The sequence below is a fragment of the Burkholderia sp. Ac-20379 genome, from assembly GCF_017104645.1.
GTDB lineage: Bacteria > Pseudomonadota > Gammaproteobacteria > Burkholderiales > Burkholderiaceae > Burkholderia.
In genome coordinates this window covers 1-1,427 of record NZ_JAAGPF010000699.1, presented here as the reverse complement: position 1 = coordinate 1,427, position 1,427 = coordinate 1, and the positions used below count along the sequence as shown (strand labels likewise).

At 71.7% G+C, this 1,427-nt stretch carries 1 protein-coding gene and 1 pseudogene; one reads left to right on the top strand and one right to left on the bottom strand.

Going from position 1 to position 1,427, the window contains the following annotated elements; translation table 11 throughout:
* Positions 1-478: ABC transporter ATP-binding protein (locus G3N92_RS34070; protein ID WP_206131875.1), on the top strand; the 478-nt coding region annotated here is incomplete at its 5' end.
* A gap of 262 nt (positions 479-740) precedes the next feature.
* Here G3N92_RS34070 and G3N92_RS35265 read toward each other — a convergent pair.
* Positions 741-1,427 (bottom strand): annotated as a pseudogene (locus tag G3N92_RS35265) (hypothetical protein); the annotation flags it as partial.

Here is a 1,427-nt window from a genome sequence, read left to right as displayed (position 1 = left end):
TCCGGCGCTGGCGCGCGAGGGCACGGCCGCCGATCTGGCCGCCGCGCAGGCGGTGCTGGCGCGGCTCGACATCGGCGCGCTGGCGGCGCGTTCGCTCGACGAGCTGTCGGGCGGCCAGCGCCAACTGGTCGGCATCGCGCAGGCGCTGGTGCGCGATCCGCACGTGCTGCTGCTCGACGAGCCGCTGTCGGCGCTCGATCTCAACCATCAATTCCACGTGATGCAGGTGTTGCGCGACGTCACGCGCGAGCGCGGCATGGTGACGGTGGTGGTGCTGCACGACATCAACGCCGCGATGCGCGCCTGCGACCGCGCGATGCTGCTGCATCGCGGGCGCATCGAGCGTTTCGGGGCGCCGGGCGAGGTGGTCACGCCGCAGAGCCTGGCCGACGTGTTCGGTGTGGTGGCCCGCATCGAGCCGTGCTCGTTCGGGCACCGGCAGGTGATGATCGACGGGCTGGCTGGCGCGCACGGTTAGCAGCGCGGCTGGCAGCACTGCGCGCTGCACGTTGCGGGCGATGCCGAGGGCGGTTCCCGCTCGCGTGCCGCTTGTGGGTTCAGCCGCGATTCGATCTTCGATCGTGGCAGCGCGGCGGGTCGATCCACTCGGGCCCGCCGCTGGCGAAGCGGCGCGTTTTCGGCTGGCCGACGATCACCGGATGGCACGCGATGCCGGAGGCGTCGGCCGCAGGCCGGGAACGATCGCGGCCTGCGTCGCCGTCCGCGCGCTCAGCCGCGTTTCATTCGTAGAAGCGCGGCGTGTAGATCCACTCGCGCTCGCCGCTGGCGAAGCGGCGCGTTTTCGACGAGCCGACGATCACCATCGTGCGCATGTCCACCTGATCCGAACGCAGCTCGCCGAGCGTGGTGCTGCGCAGCGTCGCGCCGGGGCGGCCGATGTCGCGGCCGAGCACGACCACCGTGTCGGCGGCGCGCACCGCCCGCACGATGTCGAGCGCGCGGTCGAGCTGCCACGGCCGCGCCTTCGATACCGGGTTGTAGAACGCCATCACGAGATCGGCGCGCGCGGCCAGCGCGAGCCGTGCCTCGATCACGCCCCACGGCTTGAGGTTGTCCGACAGCGAGATCACGCAGAAATCGTGGCCGAGCACGACCACCGTGTCGGCGGCGCGCACCGCCCGCACGATGTCGAGCGCGCGGTCGAGCTGCCACGGCCGCGCCTTCGATACCGGGTTGTAGAACGCCATCACGAGATCGGCGCGCGCGGCCAGCGCGAGCCGTGCCTCGATCACGCCCCACGGCTTGAGGTTGTCCGACAGCGAGATCACGCAGAAATCGTGGCCGAGCACGACCACCGTGTCGGCGGCGCGCACCGCCCGCACGATGTCGAGCGCGCGGTCGAGCTGCCACGGCCGCGCCTTCGATACCGGGTTGTAGAACGCCATCACGAGATCGGCGCGCGCGGC